This is a genomic window from Mesorhizobium sp. B4-1-1 (assembly GCF_006439375.1).
In the GTDB taxonomy this organism is placed as follows: Bacteria; Pseudomonadota; Alphaproteobacteria; order Rhizobiales; family Rhizobiaceae; genus Mesorhizobium.
The window spans coordinates 232,254-249,010 of sequence record NZ_VFTH01000003.1; the positions used below are offsets into that span (position 1 = coordinate 232,254).

The 16,757-nt window shown below is 64.9% G+C and carries 10 protein-coding genes; 9 read left to right on the forward strand and 1 reads right to left on the reverse strand.

All coding sequences use genetic code 11. The features are described 5' to 3' along the window. The first annotated feature begins 1 nt into the window (after position 1). The 9 genes from FJW10_RS05895 to FJW10_RS05935 all read left to right on the forward strand — a co-directional run bounded on the left by FJW10_RS05895 (position 2) and on the right by FJW10_RS05935 (position 13,363). Positions 2-733, forward strand: coding sequence for a GXGXG domain-containing protein (locus tag FJW10_RS05895; RefSeq protein WP_140899078.1), 732 nt, complete (start codon positions 2-4; stop codon positions 731-733). A gap of 6 nt (positions 734-739) precedes the next feature. After that, positions 740-2,068: an FMN-binding glutamate synthase family protein gene (locus FJW10_RS05900; RefSeq protein WP_140837185.1), complete on the forward strand. Its 1,329-nt coding sequence runs from the start codon at positions 740-742 to the stop codon at positions 2,066-2,068. A gap of 93 nt (positions 2,069-2,161) precedes the next feature. Beyond that, complete coding sequence (gene glnT, locus FJW10_RS05905) at positions 2,162-3,469, forward strand: type III glutamate--ammonia ligase (RefSeq protein WP_140899080.1); 1,308 nt, start codon at positions 2,162-2,164, stop codon at positions 3,467-3,469. A gap of 90 nt (positions 3,470-3,559) precedes the next feature. Continuing rightward, positions 3,560-4,813, forward strand: coding sequence for a sarcosine oxidase subunit beta family protein (locus FJW10_RS05910; protein WP_140899082.1), 1,254 nt, complete (start codon positions 3,560-3,562; stop codon positions 4,811-4,813). Between the two features lie 73 nt (positions 4,814-4,886). Beyond that, complete coding sequence (locus FJW10_RS05915; RefSeq protein WP_140899084.1) at positions 4,887-5,162, forward strand: sarcosine oxidase subunit delta; 276 nt, start codon at positions 4,887-4,889, stop codon at positions 5,160-5,162. Continuing rightward, positions 5,162-8,143: a sarcosine oxidase subunit alpha gene (locus tag FJW10_RS05920; protein WP_140899085.1), complete on the forward strand. Its 2,982-nt coding sequence runs from the start codon at positions 5,162-5,164 to the stop codon at positions 8,141-8,143. The genes FJW10_RS05915 and FJW10_RS05920 overlap by 1 nt, the downstream gene beginning before the upstream one ends. After that, positions 8,136-8,759 (forward strand): sarcosine oxidase subunit gamma family protein, encoded by a 624-nt coding sequence (locus FJW10_RS05925; RefSeq protein ID WP_140899087.1) that lies wholly within the window; start codon positions 8,136-8,138, stop codon positions 8,757-8,759. Before FJW10_RS05920 ends, FJW10_RS05925 begins: the two co-directional genes overlap by 8 nt. A gap of 259 nt (positions 8,760-9,018) precedes the next feature. Beyond that, positions 9,019-11,388: an aminomethyltransferase family protein gene (locus FJW10_RS05930; protein ID WP_140899089.1), complete on the forward strand. Its 2,370-nt coding sequence runs from the start codon at positions 9,019-9,021 to the stop codon at positions 11,386-11,388. Between the two features lie 265 nt (positions 11,389-11,653). Further along, complete coding sequence (locus FJW10_RS05935; RefSeq protein ID WP_140837198.1) at positions 11,654-13,363, forward strand: APC family permease; 1,710 nt, start codon at positions 11,654-11,656, stop codon at positions 13,361-13,363. A 168-nt stretch (positions 13,364-13,531) separates the two neighbouring features. Here FJW10_RS05935 and FJW10_RS05940 read toward each other — a convergent pair whose 3' ends face one another. Next, on the reverse strand, positions 13,532-16,684 hold the full coding sequence (locus FJW10_RS05940) for an efflux RND transporter permease subunit (RefSeq protein WP_140899091.1): 3,153 nt from the start codon (positions 16,682-16,684) through the stop codon (positions 13,532-13,534). Positions 16,685-16,757 lie beyond the last annotated feature (73 nt).

Sequence of the window (16,757 nt, forward strand, 5' to 3'; positions counted from 1 at the left end):
GATGCCGGCAACCACAATGTCGAAAGCCGAGCGCGATCAGAGCCATGCAAGGGTCTTCGATCTTTCGCAACATTCGCTGCGCGAATTGAACCAGGCGCTGCACAAGCTCACACCCGGCTCGAACGAGACCGCCTGGGAAGTGCTCAACCCCAAGGGCAGCCACTCTGTGGCCGTCGGCGTCGACCAGCCAGTCAGCATCGATGTGCGCGGCAGCGTCGGCTATTACTGCGCCGGCATGAATGACGGCGCCGCGATCACCGTGCACGGCTCGGCCGGGCCCGGCGTCGGCGAGAACATGATGTCGGGCTCGATCGTCATCAAGGGCGATGCCAGCCAGTATGCCGGCGCCACCGGCCGCGGCGGGCTGCTGGTCATCGAGGGCAACGCCTCGTCGCGCTGCGGCATCTCGATGAAAGGCATCGACATCGTCGTGCACGGCAATATCGGCCACATGTCGGCGTTCATGGCGCAGTCCGGCAATCTCGTGGTGCTGGGCGACGCCGGCGACGCGCTGGGCGATTCCATCTACGAGGCGCGGCTCTTCGTGCGCGGCAAGGTGGAAAGCCTCGGCGCCGACTGCATCGCCAAGGAGATGCGGCCCGAGCACATCGAATTGCTGCAGGACCTGCTCGACAAGGCCGGCGTTACCGGCGTCAAGGCCTCGGAGTTCAAGCGCTACGGTTCGGCCCGCAAACTCTACAATTTCAACATTGATAACGCCGACGCGTATTGAGGCAAGATGACCTACCGCAACCCGCCGACGACGCCGCGCAAATCCGCGACCTTCGACGACTATACGCTTTCCGAAATCCGCCGCGCGGCAGCAACCGGCATTTATGACATTCGCGGCGCCGGCGCCAAGCGCAAGCTGCCACATTTCGACGACCTTTTGTTCCTCGGCGCGTCGATCTCGCGCTATCCGCTGGAAGGCTACCGCGAGCGCTGCGACACCTCGGTGGTGCTCGGCTCGCGCCATGCCAAGAAGCCGATCGAGCTGAAGATACCGATCACCATCGCCGGCATGAGCTTTGGGTCGCTCTCCGGCCCGGCCAAGGAGGCGCTCGGGCGTGGCGCCACGCTGTCCGGCACCTCGACCACCACCGGTGACGGCGGCATGACCGAGGAAGAACGCGGCCATTCCAAGCAACTGGTCTACCAGTACCTGCCGTCACGCTATGGCATGAACCCGCGCGACCTGCGCCGCGCCGACGCCATCGAAGTGGTCGTCGGCCAGGGCGCGAAGCCCGGCGGCGGCGGCATGCTGCTCGGACAGAAGATCTCCGACCGCGTCGCCGAGATGCGCACCCTGCCCAAGGGCATCGACCAGCGCTCGGCCTCGCGCCATCCCGACTGGACCGGGCCGGACGATCTCGAGATCAAGATTCTTGAACTGCGCGAGATCACCGACTGGGAAAAGCCGATCTACGTCAAGGTCGGGGGGGCGCGGCCGTATTACGACACCGCGCTCGCGGTGAAGGCAGGGGCCGACGTGGTCGTGGTCGACGGCATGCAGGGCGGCACCGCGGCGACCCAGGAAGTGTTCATCGAGAATGTCGGCCAGCCGACGCTTGCCTGCATCAGGCCGGCGGTGCAGGCGCTGCAGGACCTTGGCATGCACCGCAAAGTGCAACTGATCGTCTCGGGCGGCATTCGCAACGGCGCCGATGTCGCCAAGGCGCTGGCGCTCGGCGTCGACGCGGTATCGATCGGCACGGCAGCACTCGTCGCGCTCGGCGACAATGATCCGCGCTGGGAGGCGGATTACAATGCGCTCGGCACCACCGCCGGCGCCTATGACGACTGGCATGAAGGCCGTGACCCGGCCGGCATCACCACGCAGGACCCCGAGTTGATGAAGCGGGTCGACCCGATCGCGGCCGGCCGGCGGCTCGCGAACTACCTCAAGGTGATGACGCTTGAGGCACAGACCATTGCCCGCGCGTGCGGCAAGAACAGCCTGCACAATCTCGAGCCCGAGGATCTCGTCGCGCTCTCCATCGAAGCCGCCGCCATGGCCGGCGTGCCTTTGGCCGGCACCAGCTGGATACCGGGGAGGAACGGCTTCTAGGACAATTCCGCCTGGAATTGCGTCAAGGCAACAGCTGGGACGGGTCCTCCGCTCCAGCCAGCATCCGAAATACATAAGCGAGGAACTACATAAATGGGGAACGATCTCGCCGCATTCGCCAAGGAGAACGGCGTCAAATATTTCATGATCTCCTACACCGACCTGTTCGGTGGACAGCGCGCCAAGCTGGTGCCTGCGCAGGCGATCGCCGACATGCAGAAGGACGGCGCGGGCTTTGCCGGCTTCGCGACGTGGCTCGATCTGACGCCGGCGCATCCGGACATGCTGGCAGTGCCGGATCCGGCTTCGGTGATCCAGCTGCCGTGGAAGAAAGATGTCGCCTGGGTCGCCGCCAACTGCATGATGGACGACAATGAGGTCGACCAGGCGCCGCGCAACACGCTGAAGCGGTTGATCGCGGAAGCGGCCGGCGACGGCATGCATGTCAAGACCGGCGTCGAGGCCGAGTTCTTCCTGATCTCGCCGGACGGCAGCGCGATCTCCGACCAGTACGACACGGCATCGAAGCCCTGCTACGACCAGCAGGCGGTGATGCGCCGCTATGACGTGATCGCCGAGATCTGCGACCACATGCTGGCGCTGGGCTGGGGTCCGTACCAGAACGACCATGAGGACGCCAACGGCCAGTTCGAGATGAACTGGTCCTTCGACGACGCGCTGGCGACAGCCGACAAGCACTCCTTCTTCAAGTTCATGGTCAAGTCGATCGCGGAAAAGCACGGGCTGCGGGCGACGTTCATGCCCAAGCCCTTCCAGGGCCTGACCGGCAATGGCTGCCATGCGCACATCTCGGTGTGGGACGAGACCGGCAAGACCAATGTCTTTGCCGACAATGCAATGGAGCTCGGCCTCTCCGCCAAGGGCAAGAACTTCCTCGGCGGCATCATGAAGCACGCTTCGGCGCTTGCCGCGATCACCAATCCGACGGTCAATTCCTACAAGCGCATCAACGCGCCGCGCACCATTTCGGGCGCGACCTGGGCGCCGAACACGGTGACCTGGACCGGCAACAACCGCACGCACATGGTGCGCGTGCCCGGGCCTGGCCGTTTCGAATTGCGCCTGCCGGACGGCGCCGCCAATCCGTATCTTTTGCAAGCGGTGATCATCGCGGCCGGCCTCGACGGCATCCGCTCCAAGGCCGATCCCGGCAAGCGCTACGACATCGACATGTATCAGTTCGGCCACACCGTGAAAGGCGCGCCGAAACTGCCGCTCAACCTGCTCGATGCGTTGCGCGAGTTCGACAAGGACAAATCGCTGAAGGCGGCGCTGGGTGAGGAATTCTCGTCGGCATATCTAAAGCTGAAGCACCAGGAATGGAATTCCTATGCTTCGCACTTCACGCAGTGGGAGCGCGACCACACGCTGGATATCTAGAGGATCGGACCGAAAAGCGAAGCAGTTTTCGGGTAAATCCGATGCGTCAGGAAAGATCCTGCGTATGGCGAGCGGCCTTGGAATGAACTTATGAAATATTCGATCTTCTCGCTCGCCCGCGCCGCTCTCTCCGGCCACAAGAACTGGCAGCCGACCTGGCGCGACGCAGCGCCCAAGGATCGCTACGATGTGGTGATCATCGGCGGCGGCGGCCACGGGCTCGCCACCGCCTGGTTCCTCGCCAGCGAGTTCGGCATCCGCAACGTCGCGGTGCTGGAGAAGGACTGGATCGGCTCCGGCAATGCCGGCCGCAACACCACCATCATCCGCTCCAATTACGGCCTGCCCGGCAACACCGGCTTCTACGAATTGTCGATGAAGCTGTGGGAGACGATGGAGCAGGACCTCAACTACAACGCGATGGTCAGCCAGCGCGGCGTGCTCAACCTCTATCACTCCGACGCGCAGCGCGACGCCTTCGCGCGGCGCGGCAACACCATGCGCATCAACGGCATCGACGCCGAGCTACTCGACCAGGCGGCACTGCGCAAGATGCTGCCGTTCCTGAATTTCGACAATGCGCGCTTTCCCGTGCAGGGCGGCCTCTTACAGCGGCGCGGCGGCACGGCGCGGCATGACGCCGTGGTCTGGGGCTACGCGCATGCGGCGAGCGCGCTCGGCGTCGACATCATCCAGAATTGCGAGGTTACCGGCTTCACGCGCGACGCCAACGGCAAGGTAACCGGGGTCGAGACCTCGCGCGGCAAGATCGGCGCCGGCAAGGTCGGCATGGCGGTCGCGGGTTCTTCCTCGCGCGTGGCGGCGATGGCGGGTCTTCGCCTGCCGATCGAAAGCCATGTGCTGCAGGCCTTCGTCTCCGAAGCGATCAAGCCGCTGATCCCCGGCGTCATGACCTTCGGCGCCGGACATTTCTATGTCAGCCAGTCGGACAAGGGCGGGTTGGTCTTCGGCGGCGACATCGACGGCTACAATTCCTATGCGCAGCGCGGCAATCTGCCGGTCATGGAAGATGTCTGCGAAGGCGGCATGGCGCTGATCCCGATGATCGGCCGCGTGCGGCTTCTGCGCCAGTGGGGCGGCATCATGGACATGTCGATGGACGGCACGCCGATCATCGACAAGAGCCCCGTGGACGGCCTCTATATCAACGCCGGCTGGTGCTATGGCGGCTTCAAGGCGACACCGGGCTCGGGCTTCGTCTTTGCCCATCTCATCGCCCGCGATCAATCGCACAAGGAAGCCGCGCTGTTCCGCCTCGACCGGTTCCAGCGCGGCGCCATGATCGACGAGAAGGGCCAGGGCGCCCAACCGAACCTGCATTAGAGATAGAGCACGATGTTATCCAAAAACCGCTCCACACTTTTTGGCATCATGCTCTGAGGACAGCCGGAAAACCATGCGCATTGTCTGTCCCTTCTGCGGCGAACGCGAACTCGGCGAGTTCACCTATCTCGGCGACGCCAAGCCGCAACGCCCCGCGGCCGATGCCGGCGAGGACGCCGTCTACGATTACGTCTATCTGCGCGACAACATCGCCGGCGTGATGAGCGAGCACTGGTACCATGGCGGCGGCTGCCGGGCCTGGCTGAAGGTCACCCGCAACACGCTGACGCATGAGATTTCTTCTGTCGAACCGGCGGCGGGCGCCGGCGCCGCCAAGGTTGGTGCGTGATGCGCGGCAATCAGGCAAACCGGCTGAACAATGGCGGTCTCATCGATCGCTCGGTCGCGCTCAATTTTCGCTTCGACGGCAAGACGCTCTCAGGCTTCAAGGGCGACACGCTGGCTTCCGCGCTGATTGCCAATGGCATCAAGCTGGTCGGCCGCTCGTTCAAATACCATCGCCCGCGCGGCATCCTGACGGCGGGCTCGGAAGAGCCGAACGCGCTGGTCGAGTTGCGCAGCGGCGCAAGGCGTGAGGCGAACACCAAGGCGACGACGGCTGAGCTGTATGAGGGCCTCGAGGCAGCCAGCCAGAACCGCTGGCCTTCGCTCAATTTCGACGTGATGTCGGTCAACCAGCTGTTCGCGCCGATCTTCGTCGCCGGCTTCTACTACAAGACCTTCATGTGGCCGGCCAAGTTCTGGGAAGCGATCTACGAGCCGGCGATCCGGCGCGCCGCCGGTCTCGGCCGCGCAGCGCAGGTTTCCGACCCCGACCACTATGACAAGGCCTGGGCGCATTGCGACGTGGTGATCGCCGGTTCCGGCCCGGCGGGCCTGGCGGCTGCCCTTGCCGCCGCGCGCTGCGGCGCGCGCGTCATCCTGTGCGAGGAGGATTTCGTCCTCGGCGGCCGCCTGCTCGCCGATGGCGGCACGATCGACGGATTGCCGGCCGCCGAATGGGTCGCGCGCGCGGTTGCCGAACTGGTGGCGATGCCGGATGTGCGCATCATGACGCGCACGACTTTGTTCGGCGTCTATGACGGTGGCACCTATGGCGCTATCGAGCGCGTCAACGACCATCTGCCGGTGCCGCCGGAACATCAGGTGCGCCAGCGTCTATGGCGCATCGTGGCCAAGCGCTGCGTGGTCGCAGCCGGCGCGATCGAACGTCCGATCGTCTTTGCCGGCAACGACACGCCCGGCGTGATGATGGCGTCGGCCATGCGCAGCTACATCAAACGCTACGCCGCCACGCCGTCCAGGCGGATCGCGCTGTTCACCAACAACGAGGATGGCTGGCGCACGGCCGAAACGGCGATCGCCGCCGGACTGCAGGTGGCGGCGGTGATCGACGCGCGGCCGGACGTTTCGCCGGCGCATCGCTCGCTTGCCAGCAAGGGCGGCTTCCCGGTGCTGCACGGCTCCGTCAGCGGCGTCGACGGCGGCAGGGGCGGCGTGCGCAAGATTTCCGTCTCGCTGACCGGCGGCGCCCGCGCCGAGGTCGAGGCGGACGGGCTCGCCGTCTCCGGCGGCTGGAACCCGGCGGTCGGCCTCACCTCCTATCATCGCGGCCGGCCGAAATGGCGCGACGACATCGCCGCCTTCGTGCCGGACGGCGTACCGCCCGGCATGGTCGCGGCGGGCGCGGCCAACGGCGCTTTCGGACTTGGCGCCTGCCTGCGCGAAGGGTTTGAAGCCGGCGCTGCCGCGGCACGCGATGCCGGACGCGGCGGCAATATCGGATCGATGCCGGTCGCCGACGACGAAGCCTTTTCGATCACCCCGCTCTGGCATGTCGTCGGCAAGGGCAAGGCGTTCGTCGACCAGCAGCACGACGTCACCGCTTCCGATGTCGAGCTGGCGCAGCGCGAGGGTTTTCAATCGGTCGAGCACCTGAAGCGCTACACGACGCTCGGCATGGCGACCGACCAGGGCAAGACCTCGAATGTCGCCGGCCTCGCCATCATGGCGGCGGTCAGCGGCAAGTCGATACCCGAGACCGGCACGACGATCTACCGGCCGCCTTACGTGCCGGTCGCCATCGGCGCTTTCGCCGGCCACCACCGCGACGAGAATTTCCATGCGACGCGGCTGACGCCCTCGCATCACTGGGCGGCCGAACAGGGCGCAGTGTTTGTCGACACCGGCCTTTGGAAGCGCGCGCAGTGGTACCCCGGCGCGGGCGAGAAGGACTGGCTGGAATCGGTCACCCGCGAGGTGAAGGCCGTGCGCAACGGCGTCGGCTTCTGCGATGTCTCGACGCTCGGCAAGATCGACGTGCATGGGCCCGATGCCGGCACCTTCCTCGACCGCGTCTACATCAACGCCTTCTCCAGCCTCGCCGTCGGCAAGGCGCGTTACGGGCTGATGCTGCGCGAGGACGGAATCGTCTACGACGACGGCACGACCTCGCGGCTGGCCGAGGACCATTATTTCCTCACCACCACGACCGCCAAGGCCGGGCTGGTGATGCAGCACCTCGAATTCTGCCGGCAGGTGCTGTTCCCAGAGCTCGACGTGCAGTTGACCTCGGTCTCCGACCAGTGGGCGCAGTTCTCGATCGCCGGACCGAAGACGCGCGACTTGCTCAAGGAGATCGTCGATCCGGCCGAGGACCTGTCGAACGAAGGCTTCCCGTTCATGGGCGCGCGCGAGGTCAAGCTGCGCGGCGGCCTGAAGGCAAGGCTGTTCCGCATTTCCTTCTCTGGCGAGATGGCGTTCGAGATCTCCGTGCCGGCGCGCTACGGCGAAGCCATGGCGCGCAACCTGATGATTGCCGGCAAGCCGTTTGGCGTGACGCCCTACGGAACCGAGGCGCTCGGCGTGATGCGCATCGAAAAGGGCCATGTCGCCGGGCCAGAGCTCAACGGCACCACCACGGCGGGCGATCTCGGCCTCGGCAAGATGATGTCGACCAAGAAGGATTTCATCGGCCGCGTCATGGCCGGCCGCGAGGCGCTGGTCGCGCCGAACCGGCAGGTGGTCGTCGGCATCAAGCCGACCGACAAGGCGCGCCGGCTCCGCTCCGGCGCGCATATCATTCCGAAGGGCGAGACCCCTGGCCCCGACAACGACCAGGGCTATGTCACCTCGGTCTGCTTCTCGCCGGCGCTCGACCAGTGGATCGGGCTCGGCCTTGTCGAGCGCGGGCGCGAGCGTATCGGCGAGATCGCGCGGGCGCATGATCCGCTGCGCGGCGAGGACTATGATGTCGAGCTCTGCAATTCCGTCTTCTACGATCCGGATGGAGGGCGCCAGCGTGGCTGATTTTTCCTGGGATGTCCGCAGCCCGCTCGACCGCGCGCTGGTCGCCGGCGCTTATGGCGCGCAAGGCGAAGCCGGCGTTTCGCTGACCGAGATCCGCAATTTCGGCCTCGTGCAGGTGATGGCGCGGCGTGGCAAGTCCGCCGAGATGGCGAAGGCCGCAAAGGCGGGCTTCGCTGTCGCCGCGCCGGAAACGCCCAAGGCGACCGACGCGGCCGACGCGACGCTGATCTGGTCGGGACCAGGCCAGTTCCTCGTGCTGTCGAAAGGCGGCAAACACACGATGGATGGGCTTGCGCCTGTCTTTGCCGATTCGGCTTCGCTTTCCGATCAATCGCACGCGCGGGCGCTGATCCGCGTTAGCGGCGACAAGGCACGCGCGATGCTCGCCAAGCTGTCGTCGATCGATCTGCATCCCGATGTGTTTGGCGTCGGCGCGGCGGCCGCCACATCGATGGATCACACCAGCGTCACGCTGTGGCGCGGCAAGGATCGCAACGGGCAGGCCGTGTTCAACTTCCTGGTGTTCGCGACCTTCGCCGAGAGCCTGTGGCACACGATGCTGGACTCGGCTGCGGAATACGGTGTCGAGATCGGCCATTCCGAGGAGTTGGCGTAGCGACGCCCGCCTTCCCCTTCTCCGCTTGTGGGAGAAGGTGGATCGGCGCGTCAGCGCCGAGGCGGATGAGGGGTGTTCCAGCGAAGTGAGACGCCGGCGTCCCCTGGAACACCCCTCATCCGTCGCCTGCGGCGACCCCTTCTCCCGCAAGGGGAGAAGGGAAGACCCGCCTTGCCAAACGCCATCGCCCTGCTATTCTTGCTGCTAAAATAATTTTACACACAGGCAAACTTGTTTCTCGTTCGGAGGAGGGTTTGAGATGACCCAGTCGCCCTACCCCGCCGTCCTGTCCGGAGCGCCCCGTCCAAGCCTGATCCTGAGGCCCGGCCAGATCGCGCTGCCGCCGGGGATGGAACGCTACACCGTGCAGGGCAACGGCGCGGTGCTGATCGACGTCGAGGCCGGCGACAGTGTAAGCGTGACCAATGTCGAGGGTGGGCAGCCCTGCGAGCTTCTGGCCTGGGATACCTCCGGCACGACCGATCCCGGCATTTTCGGAGAACGCTCGAACAGCAATGCAGCCGGCATCAAGGCGCTGCTTGCCGAGGGTGACGACAGCCTTTCGGCGCTGCGCGTCAGCCTTGAGCGTCGCAAGTTAGAGCTCGACCAGCCAAAGGCCGTGCGCGTGTTCGGCGGCGCCACGCCAGCCGGCACCGAGCAGAGCTTTTCCGTCCAGCGCGACGGCGCGCTGCTGATCGCGGCGCCGGGCGGGCCGATGCTGGTCGACGGCCACAACACGGCGACGCCGCTCACCGTCATGGTGCGCCGCGCCACGATCCGGTTGAAGACAAGGTCGCAGCTTCCCGATCCGCTCGCCGATCCGGTGCTCGACCTCAGAGTGCATTCGGCGACCGCCGAATCCTATTTCGTCAAGGCCGGCGACTATCTGCAGATCATCGATGTCGATGGCCGGCAATGCACCGACTTCCAGTGTTTTTCGGCGCGCAAGCTGGACAAGGGCCGCGACCTGCCGCTCGACGTCACGACGACCCGCACGCTGATGGGCTCGGCCTATCCGATGCCCGGCCTGCATTCGAAATATTACGACCAGGACATGGAGCCGCTGGTCGAGGTGGTGCAGGACACATGCGGGCGGCACGACGCTTTCGCGCTCGCCTGCGCCGCCAAATATTACGACGATATCGGCTATCCCGGCCACACCAACTGCTCGGAGAATTTCAACAAGGCGCTGTCGGACAAAGGCGTGACGCCCCGCGCCGGCTGGATGGCGATCAATTTCTTCTTCAACACGGCGATCGACGCGCATGGCGTGATGGTGTCGGACGAGCCGTGGTCGCGGCCGGGCGACTACGTGCTGCTCAGGGCGCTCACCGACATCGTCTGCGTGTCCTCGGCCTGCCCGGACGACACCACGCCCGCCAATGGCTGGGACCTGACCGACATCCACGTGCGCAGCTATTCCGGCCAGCACAAATTCTCGCGAGCGATCGCCAGACGCATGAAGCCCGACTCGGAACCGAAAATGACCCGCGAGACAGCCTTTCATTCCAGCTTTGCCAAGCACACGCGCGACTTCGTCGAATACCGGGGCTATTGGCTCGCCAATTCCTTCGCCAAGGAAGGTCCGATCGCCGAATACTGGGCCTGCCGGCAGGCGGCCGTGATCATGGACCTGTCGCCGCTGCGCAAGTTCGAGGTCACCGGGCCGGATGCCGAAGCGCTGTTGCAATACACGCTGACCCGCGACGTCAAGAAGCTCGGCGTCAGCCAGGTCGTCTATACGGCGATGTGCTACGAGCATGGCGGCATGATCGACGATGGCACGCTGCTCAGGCTCGGCAAGGACAATTTCCGCTGGGTCGGCGGCGACGACCTTTCCGGCGAATGGCTGCGCGAGACGGCGAAAAAACTCGGTCTCAACGTGCTGGTCCGCTCCTCCACCGACCAGATGCACAACATCGCCGTGCAGGGGCCGAAGAGCCGCGACATATTGAAGGAGGTCGTCTGGACCTCGCCGGTGCAGCCCTCGATCGGCGAGCTCGAATGGTTTCGCTTCGCGGTCGCGCGCATCGGCGGCGGCAACGGCATTCCGGTCGTGGTCTCGCGTACCGGCTATACGGGCGAGCTCGGCTACGAGATCTGGTGCCATCCGCGCGACGCCGAAAAGGTGTTCGACGCCGTCTGGGAAGCCGGGCAGCCGCACGGGCTGAAGCCGATGGGCCTGCAGGCGCTCGACATGGTCCGCATCGAGGCGGGACTGATCTTCGCCGGTTACGAGTTCTCCGACCAGACCGATCCGTTCGAGGCCGGCATCGGCTTCACCGTGCCGGTCAAGACCAAGGCCGACGACTTCATCGGCCGCGACGCGCTGATCCGGCGCAAGGAGCACCCGCAGCACAAGCTCGTCGGGCTCGACGTCGACGCCAACGTCCCGGTCGGCCATGGCGACTGCGTCCATGTCGGCCGCGCCCAGATCGGCGTCGTCACCTCCGGCATGCGTTCGCCGGTGCTCGGCAAGACCATCGCGCTGGCTCGGCTCGACGTCACCCACGCGGAGATCGGCACGGAGGTCGAGATCGGCAAGCTCGACGGCCATGCCAAGCGCCTGCCGGCGCGTGTCGTCGCCTTCGCCCATTACGATCCACAGAAGACCAAACCGCGTTCCTAAAAGCCGGGTTTCTGAAAGCCTCCCAAGGCGGATCCGACCCTCGCCGGCTCCGCCGGCGGCGGTCGGGTCAATGTTTCGCAAGCGTGATGTGCATGACATTCACAAAACGCTTGACGCGAAAGCGCGTCGGATCAATCTTCACTCTTAAGAAAAAAATACGACTGAGTGGAAACACGACGGGTCGACGCTGATTTGCCGGGGAGCAAGCTTCGCGAGAGCCGAAGCGTCGCTGGCGGGGAACAACAAAAAGGGGAAGACACAAGATATGAGCACGATAAGCACGGCCCTCGAGCAGCCTGCCGAAAGCAAGCTGCTCAGGCATATCGACTGGCGTGGCGCCTTCTGGGTGGCAAGCGGCGTTCCAGCGCTGGTCCTGTTCTCGATCGGCGGCATTGCCGGGACGACCGGAAAGCTCGCTTTCCTGATCTGGACGGTGTCCATGATCATGGGTTTCCTGCAATCCTTCACCTATGCCGAGATCGCCGGCCTGTTTCCGAACAAGTCGGGCGGAGCCTCGATCTACGGCGCGACGGCCTGGTTGCGCTACTCGAAATTCATCGCGCCGCTGTCGGTGTGGTGCAACTGGTTCGCCTGGACGCCGGTGCTGTCGCTCGGCTGTTCGATCGCGGCCGCCTATATCCTCAACGCGCTGGCGCCGGTGCCGATCTTCACCGACACCTCGCCGGAAGTGATCGCCTATATCGCCGCGCATGCCGGAACGGTGCCCGCCGACGCGATCGCCGCGGTCACCGCCGCCGCGACGCCGGCGATCCGCACATGGTCGCTGTGGGGCCACACGCTTGGCCCGGTGTCGTTCACCTTCAACGCCACCTTCTTCATCGGCGCGGTGCTGATGCTGATCATCTTCTCGATCCAGCATCGCGGCATCCTCGGCACGGCCAGTGTGCAGAAATATATCGGCCTGCTCGTCATCATCCCGATGCTGATCGTCGGCGTCGTGCCAATCTTCACCGGCCAGATCGACTGGGCGAATTTCTCGCCGCTGGTGCCGCTGGCCGCCGCCTATGCGCCCGATCCCGGCTCGTGGAACATTGCCGGCTGGACGCTTGCCCTCGGCGGCATGTTCATCGCCGCATGGTCGACCTACGGCTTCGAAACCGCGGTCTGCTACACGTCGGAATTCAAGAACCCCGGCACCGATACCTTCAAGGCGATCTTCTACTCCGGCCTGCTCTGCATGCTCTTGTTCATCCTGGTACCCTTTACCTTCCAGGGCGTGCTGGGCTTGAACGGCATGCTGGCGACGCCGATCGTCGACGGCTCGGGCGTCGCCGACGCGCTGGCCGGCATGGTCGGCGGCGGCAAGCTGATCCACAGCCTGCTGGTAATGCTGATGATCCTGGCGCTGGTGCTGTGCATCATGACGGCGATGGCCGGCTCTTCGCGCACGCTCTACCAGGGCTCGGTCGACGGCTGGCTGCCGCGCTATCTCAGCCATGTCAACGAGCATGGCGCGCCGACGCGGGCGATGTGGACCGACCTCTGCTTCAACCTGATCGTGCTGGCCATCGCCTCGGCCGACGCGACGAGCTTCTTCTTCATTCTCGCCGTGTCGAACTGCGGCTACATCATCTTCAACTTCCTCAACCTCAATGCCGGTTGGATCCACCGCATCGACAACGGCCATATCAATCGGCCGTGGAAGGCGCCGACCTGGCTGCTCGGCATCGGCGCGATCTTCGCCTATGTCAACGCGATCTTCATGGGCGCCGGCGCCAAGGTGTGGAACCCGATGGCGCTGTGGGCCGGCCTGATCACGGCGGCGCTGATCATCCCGGTGTTCTGCTTCCGTCACTACATCCAGGACAAGGGCAAGTTCCCCGATCACATGCTGGCCGACCTTGGCATGGCGGGCGCCGACCTCTCGGTCAAGAAAGCGGGTATGCTGCCTTACCTGACACTGATCGCCGGCGTGGCGGTGATGCTGATCGCCAACTGGGTGTTCGTCATCTAACATGGCAATTGAAAGAGACGGGCGCGCCTCGGCGCGCCCGTTTCATTTCATTTGGCGCCAGTAAGCGAAGACTGACCGGCGCACGGCGTCGTCAAGACGTGGTTGCCCGTACATGCAGATCATCCGCCACCGTCTGATGACGATGGCGGATGATTCCAGGTTGCCACCTTATTCCGCTGCCAGGGCTAGTTGCGGTCTTTCAATGCCTTCGATCTTCTCCGTCTCAGGCGCCTGCTCGTCGGTCTTGGCCTTTTTCGGCGCGCGGCCGAAGAACAGGGCGTAGCCGGCAGGCAGCACCAGGATGGTGAGCATGGTGGCGACCAGGATGCCGCCCATCATGGCGTAGGCCAGCGGCCCCCAGAAGACGGCGCGCGAGATCGGGATCAGCGCCAGCACGGCGGTCAGCGCCGTCAGCATGATCGGCCGGAAGCGGCGCACGGCAGCACCTACGATCGCTTCCGATCGCTCCATGCCGGCCGCGATATCCTGGTCGATCTGGTCGACCAGGATGATCGAGTTGCGCATGATGATGCCGAGCAGCGCGATCACGCCGAGGATGGCGACGAAGCCGAACGGCGCGCCGCTGATCAGCAGCGCCGCGGCGGCGCCGATGATGCCCAGCGGGCCAGTGGCCAGCACCAGCATCGACTTGCCGAAATGCTGCAGCTGGACCATCAGGAGCACGACGATGATGGCGAGCATGATCGGCGCCTTGGCGGCGATCGAGGCCTGGCTCTCGGCCGAATCCTCGGCGCCGCCCTGGATTTCGACCTTGTAGCCGGGCGCCAGGCCGGCGCGCAGGTCCTTCATGTCGTTGTACATCTTGGTGACGACGTCGTTCGACTGCACGCCATCCGGCAGCGTGGCGCGCACGCTGATCGTCGGCAGGCGGTCGCGCCGCCATTCGATGCCCTGCTCCATGACGGGCACGACCTTGGCCACTTGCGACAGCGGCACCGAGCCGCCGAAGTCGGTCGGGATATAGACCGAGTCGACCGAGGACAGCAGCTTGCGGGTCGCGTCCGGCTCGCGGGCGACGATCGAGACCGTCTCCTCGCCGTCGCGAAAGTCGTCGAGCGGAGCGCCGGACATGGTGGCCTGCAGCATCTGGCGGATGCGCTGGGAGGTGACGCCAAGGGCGCGAGCGCGATCCTGATCGATCACCAGCTTCATCGCCGGCACTGGTTCCAGCCAGTCGTCATGGATGGCGCCGAGCAGCGGGTTGGCCTGGAACTTCGCCTTCACCTCATCGGCAATGCGGCGTACCTCCTGGCGGTCCGGCCCCATGACGCGCATCTGCACCGGCCAGCCCGTCGGCGGACCGAGGAAGAGACGGTCGACCTTGCCGCGGATCGATGGGAAGTCCTGCGCCAGGATCTTGCGCATCTTGACGATCAGCCGCTCGCGCGCCGGCTCGTCCTTGGCCATCACCAGGAGCTGGGCGAAGTTCGGGTTGCGAAGCTGCTGGTCGAGCGGCAGGAAGAAGCGCGGCGCGCCCTCGCCGATATAGGTGGCGATGAAGCGCTTGTCCGGATCGTCCGCCATCCTGCCTTCAAACGACTTGGCCTGGTTTTCGACTTCCTTGATCGAGGTGCCTTCCGGCAGCCACAGGTCGACCAGGATTTCCGGGCGTGAGGATTGCGGGAAGAAGTTCTGCGAGATGAATTGGAAGGCCCAGAGGCTGGTGGCGAAGGTGACCAGCGTCATCACCAGCACGATGATGCGGTGGCGCACCGCCCAGGCGACGGTCGCGCGCAGGCGGCGATAGAAGCTGGTGTCGAAGACATCGTGATGAGTGCCGGCATGCTTGCGCTGCTTCAGGATCATGTAACCCAGCCACGGCGTGAAATAGACCGCGACGAACCACGACACGACCAATGCGATGCCGACGACATAGAACAGCGTGCGCACATATTCGCCGGCGGTCGAGGCGGCGAAGCCGACCGGGATGAAGCCAGCCGTGGTGATCAGCGTGCCGGTCAGCATCGGGAAAGCAGTCGAGGTGTAGGCGAAGCTTGCCGCCTCGATCTTCACCAGCCCTTCCTCGAGCTTTCGCTCCATCATCTCGACGACGATCATGGCGTCGTCGACCAACAGGCCGAGCGCGATGATGAGGGCGCCGAGCGAGATGCGCTGCAGGTCGATGCCGATCTCGTACATGATGGCGAAGGTGGCGGCCAAGACGAGCGGGATGGCGATGGCGATCACCAGGCCCGAGCGCCAACCGATCGACAGCAGCGAGACTGCAAGCACGATGAGCAGCGCCTCGCCGAGCGCCTCCATGAACTCGCTCACCGCGTCCTTGACGACCTGGGGCTGGTCGGAGATCTGGTCGACCGACACGCCGTAGGGCAGCCCCGCCTCGAAGCGCTGATAGGTCGCCTCGACATCCTTGCCGACGTCCCTGACGTTAAAACCCTTGGCCATGACGACGCCGAGCTGGACGCTCTCATGGCCGTTGAAGAGGTATTTGTTGTCGTAAGGATCCTGAAGGCCGGAAGAGACCGTGGCGATGTCGCCGAGGCGCGTCACCTGGTTGCCGGAGCGCAGCCTGAGCTCGCGGATGTCCGCGGCCTTGGTGACGTCGCCCTCGACCGAGATGCGCACCGAGCGCAGGCCGGTGTCGACGGAGCCCGCCGGATCGACGGCATTCTGCCCCTTCACGGCGTTCTGCAGGTCGACAATGGTCAGGCCGCGCTCGGCCAGCGCCTTGGACGAGACGTCGATATAGATCTTCTGCGGCTGGTCGCCGATGATGACGGCCTTTTCGACACCAGGCGTCGTCAACAGCATGTCACGCGCCTGGATGGCGAATTTCTTCAGCTCCGGATAGGTGAAGCCGTCGCCGCTGATCGAATGCAGCGTGATGAAGGTGTCGCCGAACTCGTCGTTGAAATAGGGGCCGAGCAGGCCCTGCGGCAATTCATTGGAGATGTCGCCGACCTTCTTGCGCACCTGGTAGAAGGCGTCCTTCACCTCTTCGGCATTGGTGTCGCCCTTGACCTGCAAGGTGATGATGGCGCTGCCGGCGCGGGTGTAGGAGCGCACGAAATCGAGATGCGGCGTTTCCTGCAGCTTGCGCTCGATCTTGTTGACGACCTGGTCCTCCATGTCCTGGATCGAGGCTCCGGGCCACACCGCCTGCACCACCATGACGCGGAAGGTGAAGTCCGGGTCTTCCTTCTGGCCCATGCGCATCAGGCCGAGCGCGCCGGCAAGGATGATCAGCCCGAACAGGAAGCGGGCGATACTCGGATGTCCGATCGCCCAGCGCGAAAGGTTGAAGGGCCGCTTTTCAGTGCTGCTGTCGGTGGTGGTCATGGCACACGTCCAGTCCAATTGATCGGCAAGGCACGCTCGCTTGGCATGCCGCTTCCAAGTTCGGTGGGCTTCC

Excerpts from the sequence above, each read along its gene's own strand:
- FJW10_RS05910 (WP_140899082.1), top strand. The coding sequence starts at position 3,560 with ATGAAATATTCGATCTTCTCGCTCGCCCGCGCCGCTCTCTCCGGCCAC.
- glnT (WP_140899080.1), top strand. The coding sequence starts at position 2,162 with ATGGGGAACGATCTCGCCGCATTCGCCAAGGAGAACGGCGTCAAATAT.
- FJW10_RS05900 (WP_140837185.1), top strand. The coding sequence starts at position 740 with ATGACCTACCGCAACCCGCCGACGACGCCGCGCAAATCCGCGACCTTC.
- FJW10_RS05920 (WP_140899085.1), top strand. The coding sequence starts at position 5,162 with ATGCGCGGCAATCAGGCAAACCGGCTGAACAATGGCGGTCTCATCGAT.
- FJW10_RS05940 (WP_140899091.1), bottom strand. The coding sequence starts at position 16,684 with ATGACCACCACCGACAGCAGCACTGAAAAGCGGCCCTTCAACCTTTCG.
- FJW10_RS05895 (WP_140899078.1), top strand. The coding sequence starts at position 2 with ATGCCGGCAACCACAATGTCGAAAGCCGAGCGCGATCAGAGCCATGCA.
- FJW10_RS05930 (WP_140899089.1), top strand. The coding sequence starts at position 9,019 with ATGACCCAGTCGCCCTACCCCGCCGTCCTGTCCGGAGCGCCCCGTCCA.
- FJW10_RS05915 (WP_140899084.1), top strand. The coding sequence starts at position 4,887 with ATGCGCATTGTCTGTCCCTTCTGCGGCGAACGCGAACTCGGCGAGTTC.
- FJW10_RS05935 (WP_140837198.1), top strand. The coding sequence starts at position 11,654 with ATGAGCACGATAAGCACGGCCCTCGAGCAGCCTGCCGAAAGCAAGCTG.